21 protein-coding genes are annotated in these 23,196 nt (G+C 66.6%); 13 read left to right on the top strand and 8 right to left on the bottom strand.

From position 1 onward, the window contains the following. Positions 1-8 precede the first annotated feature (8 nt). On the bottom strand, positions 9-2,180 hold the full coding sequence (locus tag FB548_RS09555; protein ID WP_142124537.1) for a TonB-dependent receptor: 2,172 nt from the start codon (positions 2,178-2,180) through the stop codon (positions 9-11). 91 nt (positions 2,181-2,271) lie between these two features. On the opposite strand from FB548_RS09555, the gene FB548_RS09550 reads away from it, so the two are divergent. Together FB548_RS09550 and FB548_RS09545 are read left to right on the top strand one after the other, a co-directional pair. After that, the gene (locus tag FB548_RS09550; protein WP_142124536.1) at positions 2,272-2,679 is read left to right on the top strand and encodes a MerC domain-containing protein; all 408 of its coding nucleotides are present in this window, start codon (positions 2,272-2,274) and stop codon (positions 2,677-2,679) included. Between the two features lie 143 nt (positions 2,680-2,822). Next, positions 2,823-2,999, top strand: a complete 177-nt coding sequence (locus FB548_RS09545) for a 30S ribosomal protein THX (RefSeq protein ID WP_142124535.1) — start codon at positions 2,823-2,825, stop codon at positions 2,997-2,999. A 66-nt stretch (positions 3,000-3,065) separates the two neighbouring features. Here FB548_RS09545 and hutI read toward each other — a convergent pair whose 3' ends face one another. Beyond that, positions 3,066-4,292 (bottom strand): imidazolonepropionase, encoded by a 1,227-nt coding sequence (gene hutI / locus FB548_RS09540; protein WP_185742056.1) that lies wholly within the window; start codon positions 4,290-4,292, stop codon positions 3,066-3,068. A 4-nt stretch (positions 4,293-4,296) separates the two neighbouring features. Then, positions 4,297-4,527: a hypothetical protein gene (locus FB548_RS09535; protein WP_142124534.1), complete on the bottom strand. Its 231-nt coding sequence runs from the start codon at positions 4,525-4,527 to the stop codon at positions 4,297-4,299. Here FB548_RS09535 and FB548_RS09530 point away from each other — a divergent pair. From FB548_RS09530 to FB548_RS09515, 4 genes are all read left to right on the top strand, one after another. Then, positions 4,526-5,782 carry a formimidoylglutamate deiminase gene (locus FB548_RS09530; RefSeq protein WP_142124533.1) on the top strand — a complete coding sequence of 419 codons (1,257 nt, stop codon included), beginning with the start codon at positions 4,526-4,528 and terminating at the stop codon, positions 5,780-5,782. The two genes, FB548_RS09535 and FB548_RS09530, sit on opposite strands and share 2 nt — an antisense overlap. 145 nt (positions 5,783-5,927) lie before the next feature. After that, positions 5,928-7,559 (top strand): serine hydrolase, encoded by a 1,632-nt coding sequence (locus tag FB548_RS09525; RefSeq protein ID WP_185742055.1) that lies wholly within the window; start codon positions 5,928-5,930, stop codon positions 7,557-7,559. A gap of 2 nt (positions 7,560-7,561) precedes the next feature. After that, on the top strand, positions 7,562-8,779 hold the full coding sequence (locus FB548_RS09520; protein ID WP_142124531.1) for a histidine kinase: 1,218 nt from the start codon (positions 7,562-7,564) through the stop codon (positions 8,777-8,779). Next, positions 8,776-9,546: a LytTR family DNA-binding domain-containing protein gene (locus tag FB548_RS09515; protein ID WP_142124530.1), complete on the top strand. Its 771-nt coding sequence runs from the start codon at positions 8,776-8,778 to the stop codon at positions 9,544-9,546. Before FB548_RS09520 ends, FB548_RS09515 begins: the two co-directional genes overlap by 4 nt. 6 nt (positions 9,547-9,552) lie before the next feature. Here the strand turns inward: FB548_RS09515 and FB548_RS09510 are convergent, their stop codons facing one another. The 3 genes from FB548_RS09510 to FB548_RS09500 all read right to left on the bottom strand — a co-directional run bounded on the left by FB548_RS09510 (position 9,553) and on the right by FB548_RS09500 (position 12,954). Further along, positions 9,553-10,050 carry a methylated-DNA--[protein]-cysteine S-methyltransferase gene (locus FB548_RS09510; protein WP_142124529.1) on the bottom strand — a complete coding sequence of 166 codons (498 nt, stop codon included), beginning with the start codon at positions 10,048-10,050 and terminating at the stop codon, positions 9,553-9,555. A gap of 98 nt (positions 10,051-10,148) precedes the next feature. Beyond that, entirely contained in the window at positions 10,149-11,651 is a 1,503-nt protein-coding gene (locus FB548_RS09505; RefSeq protein WP_142124528.1) for a DNA-3-methyladenine glycosylase 2, read from the bottom strand. Positions 11,652-11,700: 49 nt separating this feature from the next. Then, on the bottom strand, positions 11,701-12,954 hold the full coding sequence (locus tag FB548_RS09500; RefSeq protein WP_142124527.1) for an ectonucleotide pyrophosphatase/phosphodiesterase: 1,254 nt from the start codon (positions 12,952-12,954) through the stop codon (positions 11,701-11,703). Between the two features lie 56 nt (positions 12,955-13,010). Between FB548_RS09500 and FB548_RS09495 the strand changes: the two genes are divergently transcribed. After that, positions 13,011-13,532 (top strand): DUF4440 domain-containing protein, encoded by a 522-nt coding sequence (locus FB548_RS09495; protein ID WP_142124526.1) that lies wholly within the window; start codon positions 13,011-13,013, stop codon positions 13,530-13,532. Positions 13,533-13,621: 89 nt separating this feature from the next. Continuing rightward, entirely contained in the window at positions 13,622-13,975 is a 354-nt protein-coding gene (locus tag FB548_RS09490; protein ID WP_142124525.1) for a hypothetical protein, read from the top strand. Between the two features lie 92 nt (positions 13,976-14,067). Here the strand turns inward: FB548_RS09490 and FB548_RS09485 are convergent, their stop codons facing one another. Beyond that, positions 14,068-14,802, bottom strand: a complete 735-nt coding sequence (locus tag FB548_RS09485; RefSeq protein WP_142124524.1) for a ThuA domain-containing protein — start codon at positions 14,800-14,802, stop codon at positions 14,068-14,070. 107 nt (positions 14,803-14,909) lie between these two features. On the opposite strand from FB548_RS09485, the gene hutU reads away from it, so the two are divergent. Then, positions 14,910-16,577, top strand: coding sequence for a urocanate hydratase (gene hutU, locus FB548_RS09480; RefSeq protein ID WP_142124523.1), 1,668 nt, complete (start codon positions 14,910-14,912; stop codon positions 16,575-16,577). 190 nt (positions 16,578-16,767) lie between these two features. Next, positions 16,768-17,139: a YciI family protein gene (locus tag FB548_RS09475; RefSeq protein WP_142124637.1), complete on the top strand. Its 372-nt coding sequence runs from the start codon at positions 16,768-16,770 to the stop codon at positions 17,137-17,139. A 224-nt stretch (positions 17,140-17,363) separates the two neighbouring features. Here the strand turns inward: FB548_RS09475 and FB548_RS09470 are convergent, their stop codons facing one another. Continuing rightward, complete coding sequence (locus tag FB548_RS09470) at positions 17,364-18,146, bottom strand: MipA/OmpV family protein (protein ID WP_142124522.1); 783 nt, start codon at positions 18,144-18,146, stop codon at positions 17,364-17,366. Between the two features lie 486 nt (positions 18,147-18,632). On the opposite strand from FB548_RS09470, the gene FB548_RS09465 reads away from it, so the two are divergent. Genes FB548_RS09465 through FB548_RS09455 form a run of 3 tightly spaced genes read left to right on the top strand, consistent with a single transcriptional unit; the run spans position 18,633 to position 22,965 of the window. Beyond that, a complete protein-coding gene (locus tag FB548_RS09465) occupies positions 18,633-21,017 on the top strand; it encodes a TonB-dependent receptor (protein WP_142124521.1) in 2,385 nt (794 codons plus the stop codon). Positions 21,018-21,058: 41 nt separating this feature from the next. Next, a complete protein-coding gene (locus FB548_RS09460; protein WP_185742066.1) occupies positions 21,059-21,736 on the top strand; it encodes a response regulator transcription factor in 678 nt (225 codons plus the stop codon). Continuing rightward, on the top strand, positions 21,736-22,965 hold the full coding sequence (locus FB548_RS09455) for a HAMP domain-containing sensor histidine kinase (protein WP_221625928.1): 1,230 nt from the start codon (positions 21,736-21,738) through the stop codon (positions 22,963-22,965). Before FB548_RS09460 ends, FB548_RS09455 begins: the two co-directional genes overlap by 1 nt. Positions 22,966-23,196: the final 231 nt, after the last annotated feature.

The raw sequence follows: 23,196 nt of genomic DNA, 5'->3' as shown, positions 1-23,196 counted from the left end.
GCAGTGGATCAGAAGTACGCGCGGATGCCGAAGGCCACGCCGCGGCCCGGCAACGGCGCGTAGTCGCGCAGCAGCGAGGTGTGCGGGCGGGCTTCTTCGTCGGTCAGGTTGCTGCCGTCCAGGAACACTTCCCAGCTTGATGCCGTCCGATCCCAGCGATAGGCCAGGTGCGCATCCACCAGCGTGTAGCCGTCACTCGGCTCCTCGTTCTGTGCAAGGTCGTCCTGCTTGCTGTAGCGCACCGCACCCAGCGATGCGCGCCAGCCACCCAGCGACCAGCCCAGGTCGGCACCGACGCGCATCGGTGCGATACGCGGCAGGTAACCACCCTGTGCGATATCCACTTCGTAACCATGCGTGTGGTCGCCATGCGGTACCTCGAAGGCTACCGTCCGCATGCCGTTGCCATCGAGCTCCGCACGCACGTAGTCGCCGTACACGCGCAGGTCCCATGCGCCGGCGGCGGTATCGGCAAGCTGGATCTTCGCCTCGGCCTCGGCGCCGGTGAAGGTGGCGTCGTCCTGCGTCCACAGTCGCACCGGATAGCCTTCCTCTTCCACGCCAGTATCGGTGAGGTAGATGAAGTCCTTGAACTTCGTCTGGTAGACCGCCAGCTTCAGGTCCACGCGATCGGTGTGCCAATGCGCGCCGATTTCCGCACGCACGCCCTTCTCGGTGTCCAGCGAAGCGTCACCGATCTCGATGGACTGCGTGGCGACGTGGGTGCCGCCGGCGAACAGTTCCTCATTCGTGGGCGCACGCTCGGAACGGTCCAGCCCGAAGCGCAGGTCGAATCCGTCGCTCAAGCGCCAGATCGCGGCGGCAGAAAGATTGACCGCATTGAAGTCGCTTGCGGCACGGTCATCCGGCTTCAGGTCGACCTTGTCGTAGCGGCCGCCCAGTTCCAGCTTCCACGGGCCGAAGTCCTTTTCCTGCACCACGAAGAACCCCAGGGTGTCGGTGACGGTCGACGGCACGAAGGCTTCATCGCCCACGGCGCTGAAGTCGGTGCTGCCGAACTGCAGGCCGAAGGCGCCGCGCCAGCCATTCCATTCCTTCTGCACGGCTTCAAGGCGCGCGTCGTAGCCTTCATTGGTGAAACGGGTGCCGACCTCGCCACCTTCCAGCTCCACATGCTCGTAATCGTTCCAGGCCGCGCGCAGGTTGAGGCTCTGCAGGAACGACACCGGGTCGTAGATGCCGGTTTTCAGGTCCAGCCGGTTCTGCACCATGTCGATGCGTACCGCGCCTTCCTCGTGTTCTTCGTGATCGTGGTCTTCCTCACCGTCATGGTCGTGGTCGTGATCTTCTTCGCCATGCACGTGCGCGCCTGCAGGAATGCCGTAGTCGGTGCGGTAGGTGCTGGCGGCCAGACCGAAGTAGCCGCGGTCGCCGAGATAGGTCGCGCCGATGGCGCCGGCGCGCGTCTTCACCGAGCTGTTAGGCAACGTGCCGCGGGGTTGTGGTTCCTCTTCGTGTTCTTCGCCTTCCGCGTGGTCGTGCAGGATGGCCACGCCCGGGATGTCGTAGTCGTCGGTGTCGCGGACCAGGCCATCGACATGCAGCACCCAGTTCCCGTTGACGCCGTCGAGACGGAACATGCCGGTGCGTTCGTCGTTGACGGTGTTGCCACGCACTTCCGCGCGGCCGCTCAGAGGCTGGTCCGGGATCGATTCGGCCAGCCGGCCATCGACCACGTTGACGGCACCACCGATGGCGCCGCTGCCGAACAGCAGGGTGGCGGGCCCCTTCAGCACTTCGATCTGGTCGGCGAGGAACGGCTCGATGCTCACCGCGTGGTCGGCGGAGACCGTGGAGGCGTCCATCGAGCCGATGCCGCCGGACAGCACCTGCACGCGCGGGCCTTCCTGGCCGCGGATGATCGGGCGACCCACGCCCGTGCCGAAATAGGTGGTCTGCACGCCCGGCAGCTTCGCCACCGTTTCGCCCAGGGTGCCGGCCTTGGCCTTGTCCAGCGCCTCGCCGTACAGCACCTCCACGGGGGTGGCGACGGATTCGGCATTGCCCTTCAACGGTGAGGCGGTCACCACTACGGCGTCCAGATCCTTGGTCTGGGGGGCTACGGCGTCGTCCGCCAGTGCGGCGGGAGAGGCGAGCGCGAGGGCGAGGGCGGCGGCGAGCAGGTGTGGGGCGGGAAGGGCGCGACGCGGGGATGGCATGGGCGTGGATTCACTCATGGTGGGGAAGTTGAAGATGTTATAATATACCAATAGTGACAATATAACCGTCCCGGAAGTCATACTTGTCCCCATGAAGTCCTCCCTCCGCTTCTTCATCGATCGCTTCGCCGCTGCCGGATCGCTGGTGTGTGCATTGCATTGCGCGATCACGCCCCTGCTGTTGGCCGCGATCCCCTCGCTGGGCCTGTCCGTGTGGCTGGGCGACGGCTTCGAGCGCGGCTTCGTGACCTTCGTGACCGTGCTGGGCCTTTTCAGCCTGGTCTGGGGCTATCGCCGCCACCGCGCGTTCCGCGCGCTGGGCATGCTGCTGTTCGGACTGGCTGCCCTGTGGGCGGGGGTGTTGTATGCGCCCCTGCATGAAGCCGTGGTGCCGCATGCCATCGTCATGACCGTGGGTGGCACGCTGGTGGGCTTGGCCCATCTGCTGAACCTGCGCCTGAACCACTGGCACATCCACGACGCCAGCTGCGCGCACTGAGCGCCTTGCCGTAACGTCGGCAGGGGCCGAGGAGGCCCCGCTGTGGTAGGCTTTGCGGCCTCGCGCGCAGCGCCCCGGTCCGGTGGTCGCACGTGCAATCGCCCCGACCCGGGCGTACTTTTCAGTGAATCAGGAGAACAAAGATGGGCAAGGGTGATCGCAAGACGGCCAAGGGCAAGCGCTATTCGTCCAGCTACGGCAATGCGCGCAAGCACACGGTCGCCAAGGCGGGTGTGGCTGCCACCGCCACCGCCAAGAAGTCGGTCGTGAAGACCCCGGCGAAGAAGGCCGTGGCCAAGAAGGCCGTCGCCAAGGCGTAAGCCACCCGCGCCGGCAAGTCCGGCAGCGCGTGCGAAACCCCGGCCTGCGCCGGGGTTTTCGTTTTTCTAGCCAGCGGTAACGAGGCGGCCGCCCACGTGCACCGCCGACACCAGGTCGCCGCCCAGCCAGTAGGCGAGTTGCGCGGGCTGGCCGATGCGCCAGCGCACGAAGTCCGCGCGTTGCCCGGCCTGCAGGCGTCCACGATCCGACAAGCCCAACGCCTGTGCCGCATGCACGGTGGAGCCACGCAAGGCTTCCTCCGGCGTCAGCCGGAAATGCGTGCACGCCAGCGACATCGCCAGCCGCAGGGATTGCAGCGGTGACGTACCGGGATTGCAATCCGTCGCCACCGCCATCGGCACGCCCTGTGCACGGAAGGCATCCAGTGGCGGCAATCTGGTTTCGCGCAGCACGTGGAATGCGCCCGGCAACAGCACGGCAACGCTGCCTGCCTGCTTCATGGCGGCGACACCGGCCTCCGAGGTGTACTCCACGTGGTCCGCCGACAGCCCGCCAAAGCCGGCCACCAGCGCCGCACCGCCACCATCGCTCAACTGGTCCGCGTGCAATTTCACGGGGAGTCCCAACGTGCGTGCGGTTTCGAACATCCGCTGCGTCTGCGCCGCGGTGAAGCCGATGCGTTCGCAGAAGGCGTCCACCGCATCCACCAGTCCTTCCGCATGCAGCAACGGCAGCCAGTCGCACACGGCGCCGATGTAGTCGTCGGCACGTCCTGCGTACTCCGGCGGCAACGCATGCGCACCCAGGAACGTGGTGCGCACCGTAATGCCGAGCGCACCGCCGATGCGCCGGGCCACGCGCAGCATCTTGCGCTCGTTTTCGAGATCAAGGCCATAGCCGGATTTGATCTCCAGCGTGGTCACGCCATCGTCGCGCAGCGCGCGCGCGCGCGGCAGCGACTGTGCGAACAGGTCGTCCTCGCTGGCGGCACGGGTGGCTCGCACCGTGGACACGATGCCGCCTCCTGCACGCGCGATGTCTTCATAGCTGGCGCCCTGCAGGCGCTGTTCGAACTCGCCGGCGCGGTCGCCGCCGAACACGACATGCGTGTGGCAATCCACGAGGCCGGCCGTCACCCAGTCTCCGCCCGCATCGATGAAGGTGTCGGCCAGCGCATCCGGTGGAGCGGGCAGGCTGTCCATCGCGCCGGCGAACACCAGCACGCCATCGCGCCAGCCCAGGGCGCCGTTTTCCATCACGCCGTAACCGGTGTCGCCTGCCAGCGTCACCAGTCGCGCATTCACCAGCAGACCATCCCAGCGGAGCGTCATGCGATCAATCGCCTCCGCCGTCGCCGCCGCCCTCTGCGTCGCCCTCAAAGCCGTGGACGCTGCCGTTGCCGCCGTCGTCACGATCGGTCCTCGCGGCCTTCAGGAACACGAAGACCGCGAAAAGGGCCGCCGCGACGAACAGCAGGGCGATTTCAAGAGCATCCATGGGCGTGCCAGAGCAGGGAGCGACGCGGTAGCCTAACGCACCCTTGTCGCCAGCCGTGAGTATTGCCATGTCCCAGCGTGATCCCAACGAAGCGCTGGCCGTCGCCACCGACGGGGGCTGGCGCGTGCCCGGCATCGCCAACCTGCATTCGCATGCATTCCAGCGCGCGATGGCCGGCTTGGCGGAGCGACAGACGCATCCGGAGGACAGTTTCTGGACCTGGCGCGAGATCATGTATCGCTTCGCGGCCCGCATGACGCCCGACAGCATGTACGCGGTGGCGACGCAGCTGTATGCGGAAATGCTGGAAGCCGGTTACACGCACGTGTGCGAATTCCACTACGTCCACCACCAGCCGGATGGCGCGCCGTATGCCGACCCGGCGGCGATGTCGAAGGCGGTGGCGGCTGCCGCGCGCGACACCGGCATCCGCATGACGCTGTTGCCCGTGCTGTACATGACCGGGGGCTTCGACGGCCGCGCGCTGTCGCCACGGCAGCAACGGTTCGGTCACGGCGTGGACGACTTCCTTCGCTTGTTCGACGGCTTGCGCTCCCTGCAGGACGATGGGTTGCGCGTGGGCTGCGCGTTCCACAGCCTGCGTGCGGTGCCGGAAGCGGCCATGCGGCGCGTGCTGGCCGCACTGCCCATCGAGGCGCCGGTGCACATCCACATCGCCGAACAAGTGGGCGAAGTGCAGGATTGCCTGGCGCTGCGGCAGGCACGGCCGGTCGAATGGCTGCTGGGCGAATGTCCGGTCGACCGTCGATGGACGCTGGTGCATGCCACGCACCTCACCGAAGCGGAGACGCGCGGCATCGCCGCCAGCGGTGCCACGGTGGCGATCTGTCCCACGACCGAAGCCAACCTGGGCGATGGCCTGTTCCCGCTGCGCGACTATCTGCAGGCGGGCGGACGGTGGGGCATCGGTTCGGATTCGCATGTCTCGGTGTCGCCCGTGGAGGAACTGCGCTGGCTGGAGTACGGCCAGCGCCTGGTCACGCGCCATCGCAACATCGCGGTGACGCCGACATCGAGCAGCGTCGGCGAGACGCTGCTGCGCGGCGTGCTGGCGAGTGCCGCGGATGCCACCGGCTTTGCGGGCACAAGCGGGGATTGCGTCGTCCTGGATGGGCTAGCTCCCGTAATGGCGGGCGCCACGCAGGACGATGTCATCGACCGCTGGCTGTTCGCTGGCAATCGGCCACTGGTCGAGGAAGTCAGGGTGGCCGGGCGCCAGGTGGTCGCCGACGGGCGACACGTGGCAGCCGAGGCGATCGCGCGCCGCTACGGTGAGACCCTTCGGCAGCTCCTGCGCGGGTGATGGCATGACGGACGGGCTGCCGCCGTTGCCGGTGCCATCCGCCGGATCGGGGGTTCCGTCGTGGGGATGGCCGTCTCCATCCGATGCCAGCACGGCGCAGGGACGGGTGCGGCAGCATGGTGGTCATCCCATCAGGAGCCACGCTATGACGTTTGCGCATTCCCTCGCCCTGACGCTGGCCGTCGCCAGCGGTTCCGTCCATGCCATGAGCGACGATGCGCTGGGCGATCTCGTCAGGCAGCGCCTGCAGGGCGATCGCACGGGCGCGTGCATGGCGGTGGCCTTGATCGAAGGAGACAGTGTGGCCCGCACGTTCCAGTGCGCGAATGGACGGGATATCGCGCGCATCGGCGCCGATACGGCATTCGAGATCGGCTCCGTCAGCAAGACCATGACAGCGGCGCTGCTGGCCGACCTGATCCTGCAGGGCAAGGGCTCGCTGGATGACCCGCTGTCCGCGTGGTTGCCGGCGGGCACCAAGCTGCCGGACTACCAGGGCAAGCCGATCCTGATCCGCCACGTGGTGACACACAGCTCGGGATTGCCCGCACTGCCGTCGCGCATGGCCGCGCCCAGCGTGGACGATCCCTACGCCAGGCTGGACGAAGCTGCGTTGCTGGCTTCGCTGGGCGACGTCACCCTGACGGCTGCGCCCGGCACGACATTCGAATACTCGAACTTCGCCTCGATGGTGCTGTCGTACGCCGTCGCCCGCCGCGCCGGCACGGATATGGAAACCTTGCTGCAGCAGCGGCTGTTCGCGCCGCTCGGCATGCGACACGCCTACATCGACCATGTGCCGCCCGGCGTGCGTGCAGCGGTGGGGCATACGCCGAATGCGCGTCCGGCTTCCGCCTGGCATTTCCAGACCAACCTCGCAGGTGTGGGCGGTGTGCGCGCCACGCTCGACGACATGGTCCGCTACGTGCAGGGCCAGCTCGACGGCCAGGCAACGTCCATCTCGCCCGCCCTGGTGCTGTCGCAGCAGAAGCTTTCCGATGCGCCGACGATGGCGATGAACTGGATGCTGATGCCGGTCGGGGAGCGTGTCGTGCACGTGCATGAAGGCGGTACCGGTGGTTTCTCGTCCTTCGTGTCGTTCGACAAGGACAGGCAACGGGGCGTGGTGATCCTGTCCGACACCACCTGGAATTCGATCGGCAGCCTGGGGTCGCTGGGCCTGCACCTGGTCGACGCCCGCTTTCCGCTCGGCTCGCCGCGCCGTGAGAGCAAGCCGGATGCCGCACTGCTCGATGCGCTTGCTGGTGAGTACCAGCTCGCGGGCGGCATGAAGATGACCGTGCGCAGGAAGCTCGACGCGCTGGAGATCCAGGCCGCCGGGCAGGGTGCCTATACGATGGGGTACGACACTGCAGGCGATTTTTACCCGCACGAGTTCGACGCCGTACTGCGGCCGCAGCGCACGGCGGAGGGACAGTCGTTCACCTGGATGCAGATGGGCGCCGCTCTGCCGGCCATGCGCATGGATGCCGCGGCGTCGAAGCCCGCGTTGGAGCTCGATGCCGCCGTGTTGCGCGAATACGAAGGCGAGTACCCGCTCATGCCCGCGTTCGCACTCACCGTGAAGGCGCAGGGCGAGACGCTGACCATCCAGGGTACCGGCCAGCCGGCGCTGACCGTGCAGGCGGTGGAGCCGGACGTGTTCGTGATGGAGGCCGTCGGCGCCGAGATACGCTTTGAACGCGATGCGGCTGGCAAAGTGGTTGCATTGACGTTGAAGCAGGCCGGCCAGCAACTGCGCGGCGAGAGGAAGTAACCATGGATCGCGATTACTCCCTGCGCCAGAAGCTGCCGCCCGAGGTGCTGGTCGGCGGCAACGCCGTGTGGAGCCGTTATCGCCAGTACCCGGTGTTCGGCCGGCAGTGGTTGCTCGGTCGCAGTCTGCTGTTCTGCGGCGTGATCGCAGTGGTCGCCGCCTTCATCGGGGCCGGCGTCGGCGTGGCGGTGCAGGATCCCCTCATCGCGCTGAAGGTGGCGATGACGCAGTTCGTCGCCTTCAGCCTGATGGCGACGCTGGGGCCCGCATTGGCTACGGCCGTGCGCCATCGGCGCTGGCCCTTGTCGTCGGAGCGCAAGGCCGTCGTGGTCGCCGTGCTGGTGGGCATGGTGCTGAGCTACTTCGTGGACCAGTTGGCCTCGTCGTATATCGAACAGATCACCAAGCCAGGACTCGCCGCAGCCGGGCTGAACGCGCGACCGCCGGATCTGTCGCCATGGATAAGGGCCATTGGCCTGGCGATCAATATCGCGGTACTCATCGTGATCTACGGGTTGTTTGGCGGTGGGCTGGCGTTGCGTGCCTACTTCAGCGAACACCGGCGCTGGGATGCGCATCGCCATGGCCGCGAAATGAGCGCGCTGGAGGACCGAGTGCACGAGGCGGACCTGCGCCTGGGCGTGCTGCAGGCGCAGGTGGAACCGCACTTCCTGTTCAACACGCTGGCCTCAGTGCGTGCACTGGTGCGGCAGGATCCGGCCCAGGCGGAGGCCACGCTGGACGCGCTGGTCGCGTTCCTGCGCGCCACGATCCCCAAGCTGCGCGATGACCGCGGCCTGCACGCCACGCTGGGACAGCAACTGGACATCGCGGCCAGCTACCTCGCGCTGATGCAGGTGCGCATGGGCGGGCGACTGACATATTCGGTGCAGGCGGACGATGCGCTTCGCGTGCTGCCGTTCCCGCCGTCATTACTGATCACGCTGGTGGAGAACGCGATCAAGCACGGCATCGAGCCGCGCCCGGGCCCGGGGCGCATCGAGGTGGCGGCGGTCGTTGAAGGCGAGCAGTTGTGCGTCCGGGTCACCGACGACGGCGCCGGCCTGCAGCCTGGCCTGAGTACCGGCGTGGGGCTGGCGAACGTGCGTGAGCAACTCGCCGCACGTTACGGTGCGCAGGCGGACTTCGCGTTGTCGCCGCGGGCGGGCGGGCGCGGCGTTTGCGCCGGGATCCGCGTGCCGCTACGGTCGCCGGCATGAGCCGCATCACCGCCGTGATCGCCGAGGATGAAGCGCCCCAGCGGCGCGCGCTGCAGCAACAGCTGCATGCGGCGTGGCCCGAACTCGATATCGTGGCGGTGTGCGAGGACGGCGTGTCCGCGCTGGAGGCCGTGACGCGGCACCGTCCCCGGATCGCCTTTCTCGACATCCGCATGCCGGGCGTCACCGGGCTGGACGTGGCCCGCAAGGTGGTGGAGCAGGGTGGCCTGGTGGTCTTCACCACCGCCTACGAGGACTACGCGATCCGCGCCTTCGAGGCGGGCGCCGCGGACTATCTGCTCAAGCCGGTGCAGGACGTGCGGCTCGCCCAGACGGTGGAGCGCGTGAGGGAGCGGCTTGCTGACCTTGCCGACCCGCGCACGCCGGATCTCCGTGCGTTGATCGACGATCTCGAGGCGCGCCTGCGTCCGAAGGGCGATCGGCTCATCCGCTGGATCACTGCCAGCGTCGGCGACAGCGTGCGCATGATCGCCATCGATGACGTGTTGTTCTTCCAGGCGCAGGACAAGTACGTGCGCGTGGCGACCGCCGATGACGACGCGATCATCCGCATGCCCCTGAAGGAATTGCTGGCGGGACTCGATCACGATGTGTTCTGGCAGGTGCACCGCGGCGTGCTGGTGCGCGTGCAGGCCATCGACCGCGTGCGCAAGGACGAACTCGGCCGCCACCAGCTCAGCGTGAAGGGCCGCCGGGACGTGCTGCCGATCAGCGCCGCGTTCCAGCAGCGTTTCCGCGGCATGTAGGCGACTTCAGCCGAACAGGTCGTCCGCCCTCGCCAGCGCGCCTTCCAGTTCCAGAAGGAACTGCTTGGTCGGCAGGCCGCCACCGAAGCCCGTCAGCGAACCGTCAGCACCGATCACGCGATGACAGGGCAGTACGATGGGCAGCGGATTGCGTCCGTTGGCGGCGCCGACGGCGCGCATCGCGGTGGGCTTTCCGACGCGCTGCGCCAGTTGCGCGTAGCTGACCGTTTCCCCGTAGGCGATTCCGGCCAGCGCCAGCCACACGGTGCGCTGGAAGTCGGTGCCGCGCGGTGCCAGCGGAAGATCGAACGCGAGGCGCGTCGCGGCAAAATACTCATCCAACTGGCGTGCGGCCAGATCGAGCACGGGATGTTGCCCCTCCGTCCATCCAGCACGGCTCGCTGGGTGGCGGTTGCGCGGGAATTCGATCGCATGCAGGCCGTCGTCGGTCGCGGCCAGGGTGAGCGTGCCGACGGGACTGTCGAGGTAGCGGAAGAGGATCATGGCGAGGGCAGGATAAGGGAGCTCGGATGTAGGAGCGACGTAAGTCGCGATCGCATGAATGAAATGTTCGCTGTCGTTGGAAGTATCCCGGTCGCGACTTACGTCGCTCCTGCAGGAGAGCGTGGCTTCTGCGCCGCCATGCTGGCCTTCCACACATGGATCACCGCATACGCACGCCACGGCCGCCAGGCTTCCGCGCGTAAGGTCAGAGCCTTCGCTGTCATCCGCGTGCCATCCGTCGGCACTGCCTTCTGCAGGACCAGGTCGTCGGCGGGAAACGCATCCGGATGACCGAGTGCGCGCAGCGCCATGTAGTGCGCGGTCCATGGCCCGATGCCGGGCAGGGCGACCCAGCGTGCAGTGAAATCGTCCAGGGTGCGTTCCGGATTGAAGTCCACGCGACCTTCGATCACTGCGCGTGCCAGCCCCCGTATCGTCGCAGCGCGCGCGCGGGTCAGGCCGATCTCGGTCAGGTCGACATCGGCGATCGCGTCAGGCGTCGGGAACATCTGCGCCAGTGCCCCGAACGGCGTCGCCAGTGCGGTTCCATACCGTTGCGCCAGGCGCGCGGTCAGCGTGCGTGCGGCGGCCACGCTGACCTGCTGGCCGATGACGGCACGCACCGCGATCTCGAAGCCATCCCAGCCGCTGGGCAACCGCAGGCCCGGCCGCTCGCGCAGCAACGGACGCAGGCGCGCGTCGCCCTCCAGCGCGTGCGCGATGGCCTGCGGGTCCGCATCCAGGTCGAACATGCGGCGCAGGCGATGCACGATCCCCAGCAGTTCGACAGGCGCCGCACCGTGCAATTCCAGCTTCAATGCATGCGGGTCCCTTCCATCCCATTCGCTGACCCGCAACCAGCCGGGTGCAGCCCCCGTACCGATCACGCGGGAATAACCGTGTTCATCCACGGCTTCCACGCCGGGCAGGGCGCGTCCGCGCAGGAAATCCAGCATCGCGGCAAAGTCGTAGGGTGGCCGGTAGCCAAGACGGAGCGTCATCACCTCGTGCGAAGGCGGCGCATCGCGCTTGCGCAGGTCGCGCGGCGCCATGCGGTATTCCTCACGGAAGGTAGTGTTGAACCGGGTCAGGCTGCCGAAGCCCGCCGCCAGTGCCACCTGCGTGATGGGCAGCGCGGTATCGGTGAGCAGCTGCTTGGCGAACAGCAGGCGCCGCGTGCCGTGCACGCCCGCCGGCGTCGCACCCAGGCGTTCGGTGAACAGGCGGCGCAGCTGCCGTTCGCCCAAACCGACTTTCCCGGCCAGCGCGGATAACGGCGCGTCCACCAGCGCGCCCTGGTCGATCAGCTTCAGTGCGCGCGCCACCACCGCATCGCCGCGCCGCCAGGTGCCGTCGCCCGGCGCGAGTTCCGGGCGGCAGCGCAGGCATGGGCGGAAACCGGCGGCCTCTGCCGCAGCGGCGTGGCGGTAGTAGACGATGTTCGCCGGCTTCGGCGCGGGCGCCGGGCACACCGGACGGCAGTAGATGCGGGTACTGGTGACGGCGGTGAAGAACAGGCCGTCGAAGCGCGCATCGCGGCTCAGGCGCGCCTGTTCGCAGACGTGCGGGTCGGGCAGGGCGGTGGCATCGGTGGGAAGCATGCGCGCAGGCTAGCACCGGCCCCGCGCGTGGACTCCCCGTTTCCGGACATCAATGCGGTGTGTCCGCCCGCGGCGCGAGGGCCGGCGCGAACGTCTGCAGGGTGCCGTCGTTCGCTGCCGCCCGGATGCGCAGCAGGTGGGCCAGCAGCGGATACACGTCGACATTGTCGAAGGCGGGCAGTTCCACGCCGGGCACGAAATCCGGTCCTGACGCGACGAAGAATGCGCGCATCTGCGGATCCTCCGGCACGAAGCCGTGTTCACCCTTCAAGGCCTGCAGCGGCAGCGGGTGGCGACGCAGCTGCAGTCGCCAGCCTGTGTCGGACTGGCAGACGATAGGCGCGATGCGCGCGTTGCGCCCGTAATGCCATGCGGCGGGCAACGTGTCCCTGTTCCAGCAGGTGTAGTGGTCGTGCCGACCGATCAGGCGGCGCGCGACCTCGGCCTCTAGTCCTGCGCGCGGGGTGATGTGCGCCACGGGGCCGAGCGACGACCACGAGAACATGGACTCCGGCAGCACGTCGTCCAGGTAGGCGGTGTCGGACGTGCGCACGTCGGCCATGCCGTGGTCGGACAGCACGACCAGGTTGGTGCTGCTGCGCAGATGACGCGTCTCCAGGCCACGCAGCAGCGTTGCCAGTGCGGTGTCGATGGTGTGCATGGCATCCACGGCCTGGGGCGAGAACGTCCCGGCCGCATGCGCGGCCACGTCGTACTGTTCCAGGTACAGCGTGATGAAGCGCGGACGCTCGGCTGCCGGCAGGTCCAGCCACGCCAGCACTTCGGCCACGCGCTGGTCCGGCGTCAGGGCACTGTTGAAGGGGCGCCAGTGGTCGGGACGCCCGCCCGCGATCTCCGCTTCGGAACCGGGCCAGAACATCGTCGCGGTCTTCAAGCCCGCGCGTTGTGCGCTGATCCAGATCGGCTCCCCTCCCCAGAAGCGGCCGTCGCGGCCGGAGGCCTTTTTCGATTCGAACCTCCCCAGCGCAGCGTCCTTGAGGTCGTTGTGGACGATGCCATGGCGGTCCGGCCGCAGGCCGGTCACCAGGGTGTAGTGGTTGGGGAAAGTGAGCGTGGGATACGAAGGATTGACCCACGCCGCGCGTGCGCCCTGCGCGAACAGGCCATCCAGCGTGGGCATGCGGCCGCTGCCCGGGATATCGGCGCGCAGGCCATCGATGGAAACCAGCAGCAGGGTGGAGGGCGGAAGGGACGCGGCATCGTCGCGCCGCGCTGGGGAGCTGCAGGCGGCCAGGCACAACAGCATGGCCAACCACGCCCCCCTGACGATTGGCAGGTGCATGGGCTACGTAATCACTCTAGAACGGTGACAGCTTGGCAGACTCCGGGACATTCCGCATGACAACGCGCCTCCGACTTTCGTTCACGCTGTTGCTGGGACTGTCCGCCGGCAATGCCCTGGCGGCCACGCCGGACGCCACGCGGCAGGCCGAATGCGCCGTCTGGCAGCGCGAACTCAGCTTCGCCCAGTCCGTCGCCGACCATGACGCGGAGGCATTCGCCGAGCACCTGCATTCCGATGCCGCTTTTGGCGTCAGCCGTGCGCCCACCCGGGGGCGCGAGGCCATCACCCGGGAATGGGCGCCGTTGATCGAGGGCAAAGCCTTGAAGCTGCGCTGGTACCCGGCGGTCGTGACGCTCGGCGGCGACGGCCGCACGGCCTATTCCAGCGGCCCGGCCCTGTACGAAGATCCGGCGACCGGCGAGTACAGGATCGGTCGCTTCGGCTCGGTGTGGCAGCGGGGCGATGACGGCGCATGGCGCGTCCTGTTCGACGATGGCGTGTCGCCGCAGAAGGTGGACGCGGCGGCCGTGCAGCGCTTCCACGAAGGGCGCAAGGTCCAGTGCCCGCCTGCCTGATTTCAGCCTGAACGATCAGGACGTCCAGACTCACATTAACGCGTGGCGAGGCGTAACGTAGGGCCCGCACGCTCTACCGGGAGTCGATCATGAAGCGCCTGACCCTCTTCGCTTTCGCTGCCTGCCTGGCAGCTACCGCCGCGCACGCCGAATCGCCTGTTGCCGCAGCGCAAGCCGCGCCTTCTCCAGAGACGGCTGCCACTGAAACCCGCGACGTCGCGACGCCGGCAACCGATGCCGAGACCGCCTCCGCAGCCACCGAAAAGCCGCCCGTGTCGGAAGCCAACTGCGTGCGCCAGACCGGCAGCCGCATCCGTCCGCGCGATCGCAAGACGGCCTGCAACGGTCTTCCGGGCCGTGCATACACCAAGGAAGATCTCGATCGCACGGGTCACATGAATCTGGCCGACGCGTTGCGCACGCTGGATTCCTCCATCCGGTAATTCCGGAACGGCATACGCCTTCCAGGTTCCGGATCGACCCGAAGGCAAGCACTCCGGCGCGCGCTCCTCACTGAAGGGGAGCACGCAAAGCCTCAACAGTCGTCCGAACGCCCCGAGGCATACCGCAGCCCGCGCACCAGCTGCGCGATGACGTTCGCATCCGCATACACCGGGGCATCGTGGCCCAGCCCCGTGTACCAGCTGCGTCCGCCATCGAAGGCATGGCACCACGCGATGGGATGGTCGTCGCCCATCAGGCCACCGTCGTACCCGCGTTCGTCCACCGTTGCGATCACCCGCACGCGCCCGCGTGGATTGGCGCGGTAGTTGTACAGCTCGTCGGTGATCGGCCAGCGCTCGCCCACGGGTTTCCCGCCATGCTCTGGCTGCACGTGCGTGGATTGCAGCCCGGGCGGGTGATCCTGGAAGTGCTCGCCCACCAGTTGCCCGTACCAGGGCCAGTCGTACTCGGTGTCGGCCGCGGCGTGCACGCCGACGAAGCCACCGCCGTTGCGCACGAAGCCCTCCAGTGCCGCCTGTTGCGCGTCGTCCAGTACATCGCCCGTGGTGCTGGCGAACACCACCACGCGGTAACGCGCCAGATGGGCGGTGGTGAAGGTGCTGGCATCCTCGGTGTGATCGGCGACCATGCCTTCAGCCGTGGCGATCCGTTGCAGCGTTGCCACGGCCACCGGGATGGATTCGTGGCGGAACTTCGCCGTCTTGGTGAACACCAGGATGCGGTCCGGCGGCGTGGCCACCACAGGCGCCGCGCATGGCAGGCCGGCCAACAGAAAAGCGGAGAGAAACAGGCGGATGGCAGTCATGGCCGGATTCTGCCACGCATGCCATCGCGCACTGCAGCATCGCCGCGGCTCGCGCAGGGCATGGCCTCCCGCCGATAATGGCCGCATACCTGCATCTGGAACCTGTCATGTCCGATCCCCGCCACGACCCTTCCCGCGTCATCCGCGCCCCGCGTGGCAACACGCTGACCTGCAAGTCCTGGCTCAGCGAGGCGCCGTACCGGATGCTGCAGAACAACCTGGATGCGGAAGTCGCCGAAGATCCCACTTCGCTGGTGGTGTACGGCGGCATCGGCCGCGCCGCGCGCGACTGGGCCTGCTATGACGCCATCCTGACGTCGCTGCGCGAACTTGGCGACAACGAGACCCTGCTGGTGCAGTCCGGCAAGCCGGTCGGCATCTTCCCCACGCATCCCGATGCGCCGCGCGTGCTGATCGCCAACTCCAACCTGGTGCCGCACTGGGCCACCTGGGAACACTTCAACGAACTCGACCGAAAGGGCCTGATGATGTACGGCCAGATGACGGCCGGCTCGTGGATCTACATCGGCAGCCAGGGCATCGTGCAGGGCACGTACGAAACCTTCGTCGAGATGGGGCGCCAGCATTACGGCGGCAACCTGGCCGGCAAGTGGATCCTCACCGCCGGCCTCGGCGGCATGGGCGGCGCGCAGCCGCTGGCGGCGGCGCTTGCCGGCGCCAGTTCGCTGAACATCGAATGCCGCCAGTCCAGCATCGACATGCGCCTGCGCACGCGCTACGTGGACGAACAGGCCGCCGACCTCGATGACGCCCTCGCGCGCATCGCGAAGTACACCGCGGCCGGCGAGGCGAAATCCATCGCGCTGCTCGGCAACGCCGCGGAGATCCTGCCGGAACTGGTGAAGCGCGGCGTACGCCCGGATGCCGTCACGGACCAGACCAGCGCGCACGATCCCGTGCACGGCTACCTGCCGATCGGCTGGACGGTGGATCAGTGGCTGGCCGAACAGAAGGCCGAACCCGAGCGCGTGCGCGATGCCGCCAAGCAGTCCATGCGCGTCCACGTGGAAGCGATGCTGGCGTTCCAGCAGATGGGCGTGCCGACCTTCGACTACGGCAACAACATCCGGCAGATGGCGTTCGACCAGGGGTTGAAGAACGCGTTCGATTTCCCGGGTTTCGTGCCGGCCTATGTGCGTCCGCTGTTCTGCCGCGGTGTGGGCCCGTTCCGCTGGGTCGCGCTGAGCGGCGACCCGGAAGACATCTACAGGACCGATGCCAAGGTGAAGGAACTGATCCCCGACGATGCGCACCTGCATCGCTGGCTTGACATGGCGCGCGAGCGCATCAGTTTCCAGGGCCTGCCGGCGCGCATCTGCTGGGTCGGCCTGGGCCTGCGCCACAAGCTCGGCCTTGCGTTCAACGAAATGGTACGCAACGGCGAGCTGAAGGCGCCGGTGGTGATCGGCCGCGACCATCTCGATTCCGGCAGCGTGGCCTCGCCGAACCGCGAGACCGAAGCGATGAAGGACGGCAGCGACGCCGTCAGCGACTGGCCGCTGCTCAACGCGATGCTCAACGTCGCCGGTGGCGCCACCTGGGTGTCGCTGCACCACGGCGGCGGCGTCGGCATGGGCTACTCGCAGCATTCGGGCGTCGTGATCGTCTGCGACGGCACGGAAGAGGCCGACAAGCGTATCGCCCGCGTGCTGTGGAACGATCCGGGCACCGGCGTCATGCGCCATGCGGACGCCGGCTACGACATCGCCGTGCAGTGCGCGAAGGAGCAGGGGTTGAAGCTGCCGATGGTCTGATGGTGGAGGCGTGATCCCGCTACGAAACGGCCCGCGGTTGCGGGCCGTTTCATGTGCGGCTGCTTCAGTGACGGTCTGCGGGCCCCCCAAGCGGAGAGACATGCCGGGACCCTTGGACGACCGTGCCAGGGTATGGTCGATTTTCGACCAGCAGCTTCGTCGTCAACAGATCCCTGCCAAAGGAACTCCAATGAAATACCTCGGCCTTGCCTACTTCACCCCAGAGAAATTCGCGGCGATGAGTCCAAGCGACATCGAGGCTCTGGTGAGCCAGTGCCCCGCATTGGACGAGAAGATGCGCGCAACCGGCAAAGTGCTGGTTTCCGCGTCACTGGGAGATCGGGATGGCTGGACTACGCTGCGTCCGCAGAGTGGCAGGACACATGTCAGTGATGGGCCCTACGCCGAGTCCAAGGAAGTGGTAGGCGGCCTGTTCATCATCGAGGCGGACGACCGTGACGAGGCCTTGCGCATCGCGTCCATGCATCCGGCAGCCACGCTGGGGGAAGAGGGAGGATGGGCCGTCGAACTCATCCCCATGGACTTCTTCCTGGCCCGGTGAGGTCACGGCACGGTGTCCCGACGCCCCATTTCCCTCCACACATGGCCGGCTTCGCGAGGCATTGCGGCGATGTCTGTTCCCGACCCATGCAGACGGCCGAGACCCGGGACCATGCCTCCAGGCTCTCAGCCGGGCCTTCCGCTGAAAAGGGGGTTATCCCGTACAGCTCGATGGTCGCAGCTGACGTCAGGCGGGCAAGTTGCCGTGCCCGCCGGTGGACGTTCTCAGAAGTCCCAGCGGCCGGTGATGGAGAGCGGAACTGAGACGCGGCTGCCGGTGTCGTTGATGGTCGCCAGGCCGAGCCCGGCGATCGCGGAATCGTCGTCGGCAAGATCGTCGATGTAGTTCACTCCTGCGGCGAGCGTCATGCTGAAGCGCTCGGTGAACGGGATCTGCACGCCGGCCTCAAGCCCGGCGCTCAGCGCCCAGTCCTTGTCGTAGAACGGCGCATTCGGGATCGTGATCGCGGCGTCGGGAATCTCGAAAGAGGCCCGGATGACATCAGTTTCGGTCGCACCCAGGCGCGCCGCGACGAACGGCCTGACCCGGCCACCATCTCGAAAGAAGTGCCGGTAGCCCACTTCCCACGTGTACGCGTCATAGCCAGAGAACCGGCCGAAGACGTCGAGCTCGGTATCGAGCGCGGGCACGTAGGCGGCACCGACGCGCACGCGACCCTCATCGGCGCTGGTCTCCCTGGCCTGAAGGAATACTTCGCTGCGGTCACTCAGTCCATAGCCCACCTCCAGGCCCCATGACTTGGCGGTGCCGTAGATCTGCTCGTGGCTGCGCGAACGGATCCTCAACTCCGCGCTGACGCCGGCCAATGCGGGATTCAACGGACCGAGATCCGGTACCGGCGCCACGGCGCCCGTGTGGACATCGCCGCTGATCGGCCTGTCGGCACCGCCGAACACGGACATCGAGAACCTTCCCTGCTCGGGCCCCGACGCGAATGCCGGTCCTGCGACCATCAGCAGCGCAGCGCCAAGAAGTTTGATCTGCATGTGCCTCTCCCATCAGAACGGTAATGCCTACCCGCTGTAGGCAAGTGCTCTACGCAAGGAGGGCGGAAGCGGATTCAGCGGGATGACGGACGTAAGAGCCCTTTCAGACCTCATCACGCCGTGTCCACGTTGCTGTACGCGCTTGCCGCCTGTCGGCATTACCGCGGCTTGATCCGGCCACCGCATCCGATCGGGAAGATCAGGGCCATGGTGGGCGTGTCGGTGGTGCCCGGTCTGTTCTGGATCACCTTTGCATCCGCATGGAACCACGCCGCCTGGCGTCCAAACGGAGCAGTGCTTGGAAGGTGAGGGATAGAGATGCGTTTGCCCAGGTAGGGCTATACCACGCACCAGCACGCTTGCTTCCGACCCGAAGTGGAGATCCCGGTGGTCGCTGCAAGGTAGTGACTTCTTGGCGACATTTGCGTTGTTAGTTTCGCGCTGCTTCATCGAGTGAACACGGCCACTTCTTGGGGGTAGCGCGATATGAAAAGGTACTTCAGGCGGGCATTGTGTTGGGCTCTTTCGGCACACTTGATCGGATCCGCCCTGTCCGCCCACGCGGCGGAGGCGCCCGGCGCCCTGACCATCGTCGTCAGGGATCAATACACCGAACGGCCGCTTTCAAGCGTGCGGGTCACGATCACGGAACGGGAGACCGACTTGGTGCGATCTCTGGAAACCGATGCACAAGGTCGCATCGTCGTCGATCAGCTCGATCCCGGCCTCTATTCGGTAAACGTCACCAAGGTCGGGTTCGCTCCACTGTACGAACCCAGCGTGCGCGTCATTACGAGAAAGAACTCCAGGATCGAACTCGAACTTGGAGCGCCGACGTTGGAAGAAGTGGTGGTTAAAGCACGGGTACTCGATGCATTCGCATCACCCTCCAGTACTTATCTCGATCGCGAAGCCCTGCGGGATGCCGTTGGCGGCGGCGCGGATCCGCTGCTCTCGCTGGACGGCCTGCCGGGCCTGGCGTCCGCCAGTGAGTTCGCAGCCTTCAGCGTGCGCGGCCGGGGCCCCCGGGACAATCTGATCTTCGTCGACGAATTCCCTTTCGACAAGGCGGTGCACTTCGACGCGACGCTGGGCGAAGACGAGGACATCGGGGGTGGCGGCCGCTTCTCGATCTTCGCACCGAACGTCATCAATGGTGCCGAGTTCTCACCGGGCGGATGGGGACCTGCGTATGGCGGGCGGGCGGGCTCGCTGCTCAAGCTCGACGTCGCCGACGGCAGTCCAAGCCCGTCGGCGAGTCTGCGCCTGGACCTTGCAGGCTATGAAGTCGGCTATGACGGGCCGCTCGGCATCACGGAAGATGCCACCGTGCTGGTATCTGCCCGCCGGCTGGATTTCGGTGACTTCTTCGAGGACATCGAAGAGCTGGACATCGGAAATCCCGTGCTGAGGGACGTCATCGTCAAGTCGGCCGTGCCGATCAACCCGTCCAACACGCTCGAGGTGCTGCTCATTGATACGCGCGAGACGTATACGCGCGACGTGACCCACGTCTTCGAGTCGCCAGATTTCGAAGATGCATCGCTGCTCGATTTCAGGCAAGACAGCGATCTGTACGGGCTGACCCTGCGGTCATTGATCGGTCAAGACGCTGTCTGGACCAACAAGGTGTACCGCCGGGCCAGCAACAAGATCAGTTCGGAGGGCGAAGCATTCCCTGATCTGGTGCCCCCCGGATCGCCCGCCTCCAGCTTCCCGGTGCGGGAAGACATCATCACCGTCACCGAAGACGAGGCCGAGATCGGCTGGCGCAGCGACTTCATGACGGCGAATCGCTGGGGGGCGTTCAATGCAGGCGTCCAGCTGACGCAGCTCGACCTGGACTACAGCACCGTGCTGGACGGCGACTGGATCCGGTACGTCTACGACGCCGATGACGTCCGGCCGGACCCCGGGCAGCGCTACATCGTGTTGACGCCGGAGAACATCAACGCGTCGTTGAGCCGGAAAGCGACCAGCTACGCGGGCTACGTGGACCAGGTCTTCAAGCGCGGCGTGTGGGACCTGAGCACGGGCGTAAGGCTGGAACGGGACGGCCTGACGGACGAAACCCTCGTGTCGCCAAGACTCAGGGCCAACTGGCGGCCGAGCAAGAGCATCAGGTACTTCGCGACGGCAGGTCTTTTCCACCAATCGCCCCGGTTCCTGGACCTCGCGGCCAACGAGGCGAACACGCTCGAGAACGAGGAGATCACGCACGGAAGCTTCGGGCTGGAGTACTTCCCGAACGATAGGTGGTCGGTGTTGGCGGAAGCCTATTACCAGGATCTCGCAAATCTCGTGGTCGACCTGGATCGGGCGAGCGGAACGTTCGCCAACATCGGCGACGGCACGTCCTACGGCTTCGACGTCGTGGTCAAGGGCACGATCCGGGAAGGCCTCTACGCGACCGCGACCTACTCCTGGAACGACGCAGAAGTGGACCGGAAGGATGGCCGGGGCGCCGTGGCCGACGAGTTCAGCCGCGAGCACGTGGCGACCCTCGGGCTGACGTGGGAAATCACCGATCGCTGGAAGGTGGCTGCGCGCTACAAGTACCTGTCCGGCAGGCCGGAGGACGCCTACGTCATCCACGAAGACGTGCTGGGTCCCGGGCAACCTCTGCGTTACTCGAGAGAAACGACCGGGCGCGGCGTCGGTCGGAAACCCGGTTACGGCGTGCTCAACGCCCGTGTCGACTACCGGCGCGCATTCGGCCCCATCGACGTCACCGCCTTTCTCGATGTCATCAACGTCACCTCGGCATCGTCGACCGACGACACCGAGTTCGACTACCGCCGGGGTGTCAACGTGAAGGACGACAGCGAGGCCGAGCCGCTGATCGGGCTTCGGCTAGACTACGCCTGGTAAACGGGAGACGGCAGATGGCACGCGCGCTTGATGCTCCGCCCATCAGGGCGTTGATCGTCGAGGACAACCGCGATATCTGCGGGAACATTGCCACGTACCTCGAAAAGCTCGGCTATGTCCTGGATTTCGCCCACGATGGCGTCACCGCGATGAGCCTGGCGCTGACGAATCCGTTCGACGTCATCGTGCTGGACCTCATGCTCCCGAGGATGGACGGCCTCGCCTTCTGCCAGAGGCTGCGGGCCGATGCCGAGATCGAAACGCCCGTGCTCATGCTGACGGCGAGGGACACGCTCGAGGACAGGCTCAAAGGGTTCGACGCCGGCGCCGATGACTACCTGGTCAAGCCATTCGCACTGCAGGAGCTGCATGCGCGCATCCGGGCTCTGTACAAACGGAGCCACCGGAATGCCGACAACCTGCTGACCGTCGGCGACCTGACATTGAACCGGTCCACGCTGCAGGTGCATCGGGCGGGGCGACGGATCGAGATCAATCCTGCCGGCATGAAGCTGCTCCGACGATTGATGGAGAAGTCCCCGTCCGTCGTGGATCGCGACGAGCTCGAAACACAGCTTTGGGCGGACGAGCGTCCCGATGTTGATCTGCTTCGCTCCCACATGCACAAGCTGCGCCAGGCAATCGACCGGCCGTTCGATAAGCCGCTGATCCATACGGTGCATCGCATCGGGTATCGAATCGCAGAGGATTTCCATTGATGTCGCAACACAGTCTGCGCAAACGTGTCGAGTATGCGTTCGCGCTGTGTGTGATCGCACTCAGCGTGGTCTGGGGGCTCGCGTTCTATGCGGCCATCAGGTTCAGCGAAGACCGGGTGTTGGTCAATCAGCTGCAACGTGCCGCCGAGAACTATCCCGATCTCACGACGAGTCTTCAGGGCTACGACGATGCCGGGAACTTGCCGGAACCCCTGAAGGAATGGGCGCAGGCAGGCCCTGACGAGGGCGTGTACGAGTTCGTCGCCGAAGAGCTGCATGTCGCCGTCGTCCCCGCCGACAATGCAACCGGGCGCGCCTTCGCGGTGTTCGATGTCGCCGGGATCGAGGCGGCATCCTCCGAGGACTGGTGGTGGCTGCTCGTCATCACCGCTGTCGTGGGCGTGCTCGGCGCGCTGGGGTTCGGGCTGGGCGTCCTGGTGATGCGGAGAGCGGTCGCCCCGGTGGTGGAGCTCGCCGACGTGGTCGCGGGCATCGACCTGGAGCATCTGTCGGCGGGAGACCACAAGCTCATCGAGTCCAGCCGGTTCGGAACGGACGAAGTCGGCGTCCTCGCCGGTGCCATCGAGAAGACGCTCGCGCGTATCAGCGCGTTCATCGTGCGCGAGCGGGACTTCACCGGTTCCGCCAGCCACGAGTTGCGGACACCCGTCACCGTGATCACGGGTGCGATCGAGCTGCTGGAGCAGAGCGATCTGTCAGCTGAAGACGTGAAGGCGGTGGATCGGATCCGACGGGCGACGCTGGAGATGAAATCCACCATCGAGATGTTCCTGTGCATCGCACGCGAAGCAGACGACGGGCTGTATGACGAACAGTTCCCGGTCGCGCCCTTGGTGAGCCGGGCGATCGACCAGCAGCGCTACCTGCTGAACGGCAAGCGCGTCGAGGTCGACGTCGAAAGTCTTGCGGCACCCGTCGTTCGAGGGCATCCACAGGCGTTCCTCATCGCCGTCACCAACCTGGTTAGGAACGCGTTCGAGCAAACACCCGGCGGGCAGGGGCCGATCACGGTTCTCCTCAAGCAGCACGAGCTGCTGGTTACCAACCGGTTGGGCGGTGACGAAGTGGGTCGGCTCACGCCGGCCGGCCTCGTTTCCAACGGGCATGGCCTAGGGCTGGGCATCGTCCAGCGGCTGTGTGAGCGCAACGGCTGGGAATTCTCGCTGCACGTGGACGAGGCACACGTAACCGCCCGTCTTTCCTGGTGAGCACGACGGCTCCTTCGCAGACATCAAGCACGTTGCAACCGACGTCCCAAACCTGTCGACGGGCACTCCATGGCGAACGACGCTGATCGTCGTGGTACGCCCCCCAATCCCGGCCGGAAGCGGACATCCACCCTTCTTTCCCTACAGGGCAGGCACTTGACTCCGGCTATGGCAGGCGTAGGATTTTAGGCAGCCAAGGGACAGACCCAAGGCACGCACAACGACATGAGG

This window comes from Pseudoxanthomonas sp. 3HH-4, assembly GCF_006716465.1.
In the GTDB taxonomy this organism is placed as follows: Bacteria; Pseudomonadota; Gammaproteobacteria; order Xanthomonadales; family Xanthomonadaceae; genus Pseudoxanthomonas_A.
The sequence above is the reverse complement of the archived record's forward strand: the minus strand, read 5'-3'. Positions and strand labels throughout refer to the sequence as shown.